General features: G+C 70.4%; 7 protein-coding genes. 3 read left to right on the top strand and 4 right to left on the bottom strand.

The genetic code is table 11. From position 1 onward, the window contains the following. Nucleotides 1-123: 123 nt before the first annotated feature. The 4 genes from QM582_RS13300 to QM582_RS13285 form a co-directional block, all read right to left on the bottom strand. A complete protein-coding gene (locus QM582_RS13300; protein ID WP_415085138.1) occupies nt 124-1,833 on the bottom strand; it encodes a cation:proton antiporter in 1,710 nt (569 codons plus the stop codon). Between the two features lie 14 nt (nt 1,834-1,847). Continuing rightward, the gene (locus QM582_RS13295; RefSeq protein WP_415085137.1) at nt 1,848-3,032 is read right to left on the bottom strand and encodes an AAA family ATPase; all 1,185 of its coding nucleotides are present in this window, start codon (nt 3,030-3,032) and stop codon (nt 1,848-1,850) included. Nucleotides 3,033-3,154: 122 nt separating this feature from the next. Further along, nucleotides 3,155-4,066, bottom strand: a complete 912-nt coding sequence (locus QM582_RS13290) for a LysR family transcriptional regulator (RefSeq protein ID WP_415085135.1) — start codon at nt 4,064-4,066, stop codon at nt 3,155-3,157. A gap of 121 nt (nt 4,067-4,187) precedes the next feature. Next, on the bottom strand, nt 4,188-4,388 hold the full coding sequence (locus QM582_RS13285) for a hypothetical protein (protein WP_415085134.1): 201 nt from the start codon (nt 4,386-4,388) through the stop codon (nt 4,188-4,190). Nucleotides 4,389-4,858: 470 nt separating this feature from the next. Between QM582_RS13285 and QM582_RS13280 the strand changes: the two genes are divergently transcribed. The 3 genes from QM582_RS13280 to QM582_RS13270 all read left to right on the top strand — a co-directional run. Beyond that, a complete protein-coding gene (locus QM582_RS13280; RefSeq protein ID WP_415085132.1) occupies nt 4,859-6,007 on the top strand; it encodes a thiamine pyrophosphate-dependent dehydrogenase E1 component subunit alpha in 1,149 nt (382 codons plus the stop codon). Then, entirely contained in the window at nt 6,007-6,981 is a 975-nt protein-coding gene (locus QM582_RS13275) for an alpha-ketoacid dehydrogenase subunit beta (RefSeq protein ID WP_415085130.1), read from the top strand. The genes QM582_RS13280 and QM582_RS13275 overlap by 1 nt, the downstream gene beginning before the upstream one ends. A gap of 10 nt (nt 6,982-6,991) precedes the next feature. Beyond that, a partial coding sequence (locus tag QM582_RS13270) for a biotin/lipoyl-containing protein (protein WP_415085128.1) occupies nt 6,992-7,308 on the top strand: 317 nt, incomplete at its 3' end.

Genomic DNA, 7,308 nt, shown 5'->3' with positions numbered 1-7,308 from the left:
TCGTGGACACGAGGCCTCCTGGGGAAGAAGGAGCTTGCTTCGACACCAACCCGTCTACCCCGGGAGCCTCACCCCCTCGCGCACCGACACGCGACACCCCACAAACCACTTCCGTAACAGGCCCTAGCCGTCCTCGGGGGATCCCCGCAACTCCAGGCCGATCTGTTGAGCGTCCACCACCGCGAGTGCGTGGGTGAGCACCTCAGCGTCGAAGACGCCGTCGTCGCGGGCGTCCAGCACCGCTTTCCGCTGCGCCTGGAGGATGTCGAGCTCGACCCGCTTCAGCCCGCGTCCGGGAATCCGGGCGCGTTCCTGCTCGGCGGTCTGCTGGAGCAGTTCGAGCAGCCGTTCCTGCTCGTCGGCCGCACCCTGGCGGTCCTCGTCGGTCACCGGCCGGCTCAACCGGCCGACCACCAGCGGCAGCGTCGCGCCCTGCAGCAGCAGCGAGCCGCCGGCCAGCGCGAAGGCCACCAGCAGCAACAGCGCGCGTTCCGGGGTGTCGGACGGCAGGGTCTGGGCGGCGGCCAGCGAGACCGCTCCGCGCATCCCGGCCCAGACCAGCAGGCCGCCCTCGCGCGGGCCGATCGGATTGCTGACCAGATAGTCGATGGTGGCCCGCTCCCGGCGCAGCCGGGTGAGCATCATGGTGATCCGCTCGGTGCTCCACGGGCTCGGCTGCCCCCGCCGCACGGCCGCCGCCTTGGCAGCCTTGGCCGCCGCGGCCCGGCGCGGATCGGTGGCGAAGGGGAACTCGGGTGCCGCGTCCGGATCGGCCAGCCGGCGTTCCAGGTAGTCCTGCCAGATCTTCATCCGCTCCTGGTGGGGCAGCCGGCGCTGGGTGCGGCGCGACATGCTGGCCACCAGGGACGCCACGTAGACCGCCCGGATCAGCACCGATCCCAGCCAACCCACCGCGGCCACCCAGGCCACGGTGAACATCGTGCCGCGGCCGTGGTCGGCGTGGGTGATCAGGCCGTGCAGCTGCAGCCCCATCAGCAGGAAGATGCCGCTCTCCAGGACCAGTTCGACGGTCTTCCAGTTCTGCGAATCGGACAGCCGGGCTCGCGGGGTCAGCAGCCGGGGCGCGCCGTATCCGGTGACCAGGCCGGCCACCACCGCCGCCACCAGTCCGGACGCCCCCAGCTGCTCGGCCGGCACGGCGGCCAGGAACGGGGCGGCGTAGGAGATCACCGTGGACGGCGCCGGGTCGTCCAGCTTCGACCGCAGCCACAGATGCAGCCAGCCCACCACGAAGCCGATCAGCGCGGCCCCGGCGACCGCCCAGAGGAAGTCGAGGACGACGCCGCCGAGCGCCACGCCGCCGGCCGCGGCAGCCACCGCCGAGCGCAGCAGCACCAGGGCGCTGGCGTCGTTGAGCAGACTCTCGCCCTCCAGCATGGTGAGCACCCGGCCCGGCACCCCGACCCGGCGGGCGATCGCGGTGGCGACGGCGTCGGTGGGGCTGACGATGGCGCCCAGGGCGACGCCCCAGGCCAGCGAGATGTCCAGGGTGGTGCTGAAGAACCAGCCCAACAGCAGGCTGCTGAGCACCACCAGCACCACCGACAGTCCGGTGATCGAACGCAATTCGCGGCGGAAGCTCATCGTCGGCATGGACGCCGCCGCCGAGAACAGCAGCGGCGGCAGCACCCCGATCAGCACCCACTCGGGCTCGATCTCCAGGCTCGGCACGCCGGGCAGGAAGCCCACCACACCGCCGACCACCACCAGCAGCAGCGGTGCCGCGACCCGGATCGCATTGCTCAGGGCCGTCGCGCCGGCCACGCACAGCAGCGCGACGGTCAACAGGATGACGACGTGCTCGGCTTCCACGGGGTCAGTCTGCCTCAGGCAGCCTCTGCCTGAGTGCGCAGGAAACGTCCGAAGTGCGGCACGGTGAAGGCGATCCGGCCACGTTCGCTGGCGTAGATCAGGCCCTTCTTGATCAGCGCGTCGCGGGCGGGGGAGAGCGACTGCGGCTTGCGTCCCAGCGTCTCGGCGACCAGCGCGGACGGCACCGCGCCGGCGTCGTCGGCATCGGCGTCCGCCATCGCCCGCAGGTATTCCCGCTCGGCGGCGGTGGCCCGCTCCAGGCGGGAGCCGAAGAAGCCCACCGCCAGCTCGTGCTCGGCCTCCGGTGCGGCGACCGCGACGTCCTCGGCGGTGATCGGCGTGCTCGGCGCCAGATCCCAGACCACCTTGCCGTAGGCCTGGACGAAGTAGGGGTAGCCGCCGGTGACCCGGTACATGGCGTCCAGCGCCTCGGGGGTGAAGGCGGCGTTCTCGTCCGCGGCCGGGGCGGCCAGCGCCAGATCGGCGGACTCCCGATCGAGCCGGTCGATCCGGGCGTAGGAGAACAGCCGCTCCGAGTACGACTTGGACGCGCTCAGCACGGCGGGCAGATGCGGCAGCCCGGCACCGACCACGATCAGCGGCAGCCCCTGCTGGCCCAACTCGTGGCAGGCGGCACAGAGCGCCGAGACGTCGTCCGGACCCAGATCCTGCATCTCGTCGATGAACACCGCGACGCCTTTTCCCTGGTCAGCGGCCAGTCCGGCGACATCGGTGAGCAACTCGACCAGGTCGATCTCGATGTCGCCCGAGTCGGCGCGGCCGGCGACCGACGGCGCGCTGATGCCGGAGTTCCAGCGGTCGTAGGCCTTGGTGTTGGTCGGCGCGGCCCGTTCCACGAACGCCTTCAGGGTGGACAGCACCGCGACCGCGTCCGGGTGCCCGAGCTCGCGGATCGCCATGTGCAGCGCCGCGCCCAGCGGACGCCGGATGCCCTGCTCGGGGCGGGCCTCCAGCTTGCCGGTACCCCAGCCGGCCCGGACGGCCTGCGACCGCATCGCATTGAGCAGCACCGTCTTGCCCACGCCACGCAGCCCGACCAGCACGATCGAGCGCTCCGGGCGTCCGCGCGCGACGCGTTCGATGACGAAGCGGAACGCGTCCAGCTGCGGGTCGCGTCCGGCCAACTCCGGCGGACGCTGGCCGGCGCCGGGTGCGTACGGGTTCCTGATCGGGTCCACGATGCGACTGTATGAGGTTCTCTAGCGTGCACCGCAGATTCGGCCAGAGTGTCGCAGAGGCTTCCCTACTGACCGCTCGCCTAACTATTTCCCGCTCGCTGAATTCAGCGAGCGGGAAATAGTTAGGCGAGCGCGGGAGCGGGGTGGACGGATGCCCGCGCCTTGGCCAGCAACCCGCCCACCACCAGTTGGACGGCCGGCGACTGCTCCACCGCGCGACGCACCAGCACGTGCACCGAGCGGATCGGGGTGGGGTTGACCAGGTCGACGGTCCGGACGCCGTCCGGCAGGTCGATGGTGCACAGCCGGGGCATCACCGCGATGCCGATCCCGGCGGCGACGAAGGCGATCGCGGTCGGGTGGTTGGCCGTCCGCACCGAATAGGGCGGGGTGAACCCGGCCGAGATCGCCGCCCGGCGCAGGTTGATCACGCACCAGGACTGCTCCGAGTCGTGTGCGATCCAGCGCTCGTCGGCCAGGTCGGCCAGTTCCACCGCGTCGTGCCCGGCGAACCGGTGACCGGGCGGCAGCACCGCGACGTACGGCTCGTCCATCAGGTGGTGGCAGCCGAAGCCGGCTGGGGCGGTGAACCCGGGCGCCCCGACCAGCACCTCGACGTCCACCCGCTGCTCGTCGGTGCAGGGCAGCTCCTGGACCCGCAGATCGAGCCGCAGCCGCGGGTGCTCGTCCAGCACCCGGCGCACGATCGCGGGAATCCAGGCCATCGCGGCCGAGGTGAAGTAGGCCATGCTGAGCGAGCCGGCCCGGCCCTCGCGCAGGTCGGTGACCCGCGCCTCCACCTCGGAGAGCTCGCCGAACAGGCCGTCGGCCGCGGTCGCCAGCTCCAGCCCGGCGTCGGTGGGTTCGACGCCGCGTCCGGCCTTGCTCAACAGCACCAGTCCGGTCTCCCGAGCCAGCGCCGCGACCTGTTGGCTGACCGCGGACGGGGTGTAGCCGAGGTTGGCGGCGGCGCCCTGGATCGAGCCGGCAGCCACCACGGCGCGGTAGATCCGGAGCCGTTGCAGGTCCATCATGGGCGCCACTGTAGACAGCCGATGCCACCGAATGGACGCCGACCCGTCAGCTTTGCTTCACAGTGCCGTGCCGGGTCGAACCTGCTCGCGGGACGCGGCCGCATGCCGGCGACGGCGCCCCTCATTCCCGCTCCGAGCGGACCAGTTGGCTGAGCTGGCGAAGCTCGGCGATCTGCCTGCGGTACTCGGCGCTGGCCTCGGACTCGGCGTCCGCGCCGAACGGGATCCGCGGCAGGTCGCGAGTGCGGCGATGGGTGGCTTCGAGCTGCCACACCACGGGTGCGAAGATCGCCAGCACCAGAACGAACACGAGAGCGGTCATCGTCGGCTCCTTCCGAACCTGTTCGAGTTCCAGCCTGAGTCACCGGACTCATTAGCACCAGCTCGGATTTCTTCATCACTGTGAAGCTCTGCTGAATGGAAGGGGTTCGCGGCGATGAGGGTCGCGCTCCGGGGAGCGTGGACCTTCCGACCCCGGTCGAACGTGCCGCGCCGATTCGCTGGACGCCCGGCTCCACCCGCTCGGCATCTGACCGGGAACCCGCCGGCCGAACCCGCCGGACGCCGATTCGCGGGACACCCCGGGCGCGGAGTCTCGACCCGGGGCGCCCTCGGGTGGAGGATGGGCACGCGGGCGACGGGGCTCGCGGAGAGGAGTCCGGACGTCGCTCTGACCGATCGAATGAACGCCGCGGACGGCCTCCCACCGTCTTTGACCTACGGTTACGTAACCGATAAGTTAGCCCTTCGTACGGAGAGTGCCCGGTATCGGGCGACCCGAAAGGATCTGACGTGTCCGACCCTGCTGTAGACGACTTCGTCCAACTCCTCACCCCGGACGGTGAACGCGTCCGGCACCCGGAGTTCAGCTACGACGGCAGCGATGAGACCATCGCCGGCTACCTGCGCGAGATGGTCCTGGCCAGGCGCTTCGACAGCGAAGCGACCGCGCTGCAGCGCAAGGGCGAACTGGGACTGTGGCCCCCGGCGCTCGGCCAGGAGGCGGCCCAGGTGGGTTCCGCCACCGCCACCCGGCTGCCCGACTACGTCTTTCCCTCCTACCGCGAGCACGCCATCGCCCTGCACCTGGGGGTCGATCCGGTCGAGATGCTGAGCACCTTCCGCGGCACCGCGATGGCGCCCTGGGCCAACGACGTGCCCGGCATGCACGTGTACAGCTTCGTGATCGGCACCCAGACCCTGCACGCGGTCGGCTACGCGATGGGCCTGCAGCGCGACGGCCTGGTGGGCAACGCCGATCCGGACGCCAACGGTGCCGCGATGGTCTACTTCGGCGACGGTGCCACCAGCCAGGGCGACGTCAGCGAGGCGTTCATCTTCGCCGCCTCCTACACCGCTCCGGTGGTGTTCTTCTGCCAGAACAACCAGTGGGCGATCTCCGAGCCGATCGCGCTGCAGTCGAAGATCCCGCTGTACCGCCGGGCGTCCGGGTTCGGCTTCCCCGGCGTCCGGGTCGACGGCAACGACGTGCTGGCGGTGCATGCCGTGACCAGCTGGGCGCTCGACCGTGCCCGGCGCGGCGAGGGCCCGGCGCTGATCGAGGCCTACACCTACCGGATGGGCGCCCACACCACCTCCGACGACCCGACCAAGTACCGCAGCAACGACGAGACCGAGCGGTGGCGGCAGCGCGATCCGATCAGCCGGGTGCAGACCTACCTGCTGAACAGCGGCGCGATCGACCAGGCCTGGCTGGACGCCCTGGACGCCGAATCCGAAGAGCTGGCGATCCGCGTCCGCGAGGGCTGCCTGACACTGCCCGAGCCGACCTTGGAGCAGTTCTTCGACCATGTCGTGATCGATCCCGGCGAGGTGCTCCTCGAACAGCGCGACGACTACCTCGAATACGAGGCCGGCTTCGCCGATCGTCCGGACCCCGAGGCCGACGAGATCCACGCCCAGGTGCAGGAGGCCTTCTGATGCCGACGATGACCATGGCCAAGGCGCTGAACGCCGGCCTGCGCCGTGCCCTGGAAGCCGACCCGAAGGTGCTGCTGGCCGGTGAGGACATCGGCAAGCTGGGCGGCGTGTTCCGGATCACCGAACATCTGCAGCGCGACTTCGGCCCCGACCGGGTGATCGACTCGCCGCTGGCCGAGTCGGGCATTCTCGGCACCGCCGTCGGTCTGGCCATGCGCGGGTACCGGCCGGTGGTGGAGATCCAGTTCGACGGCTTCGTCTACCCCGGCTACGACCAGATCGTCTCGCAGGTCTCCCGGCTGCACTTCCGCACCCACGGACACCTGAAGATGCCGATCGTGATCCGGATTCCCTACGGCGGCGGCATCGGCGCCATCGAGCACCACTCGGAGTCGCCCGAGGCCTATTTCGCGCACACCCCGGGCCTCAAGGTGGTCACCTGTTCCAACCCGGTGGACGCCTACTGGATGATCCAGCAGGCCATCGCGTCCAACAACCCGATCGTCTTCTTCGAGCCGAAGCGGCGCTATCACGAGAAGGGCGAGGTCGACACCGAGCTCGAGCCGATGCCGCTGTTCCAGGCACGCGTGGTCAAGCCCGGCGACGACCTCACCCTGATCAGCTACGGGCCGATGGTGCGGACCTGCGTCGAGGCCGCCATCGCCGCCGGCGAGGAGGGTCACGACATCGAGGTGATCGACCTGCGCTCGCTGGCCCCGCTGGACATGGCCACCGTCATCGACTCGGTCACCAAGACCGGACGGGCCGTCGTGGTGCACGAGGCGTCGATGACCCTCGGCATGGGCGCGGAGATCGCCGCCCGGCTGCAGCAGGCCTGCTTCTACTCGCTGCAGGCGCCGGTCCTGCGGGTCACCGGCTACGACATTCCCTATCCGCCCAGCCGGGTGGAATCCTCGTTCCTACCCGATCTCGATCGGGTGCTCGATGCCGTCGACCGATCCATGGCCTACTGAGGAGATAGCGATGAAGGAATTCCACCTGCCCGATCCCGGCGAGGGACTGGTCGAGGCCGACATCGTCCGCTGGGTCGTCTCCGAAGGCGACGAGGTGAAGGTCAACGACATCCTGGTCGAGATCGAGACCTCCAAGTCGATCGTGGAACTGCCCTCGCCCTGGGCCGGACGGATCGCCCGGCTGATGGTCGACGAGGGCGCCACCGTCGAGGTGGGGGCCCCGATCGTGCTGATCGACGACGGCGTGGACGCGGTCGCGCCGACCGGAGATCCCGCCGCCGGGCGCTCGGACGCCGGCCCGGTGGTTGCCGCGCCGGCGGCTGCGGA

Source organism: Micropruina sp. (assembly GCF_047607385.1).
In the GTDB taxonomy this organism is placed as follows: Bacteria; Actinomycetota; Actinomycetes; order Propionibacteriales; family Propionibacteriaceae; genus Micropruina.
The sequence above is the reverse complement of the archived record's forward strand: the minus strand, read 5'-3'. Positions and strand labels throughout refer to the sequence as shown.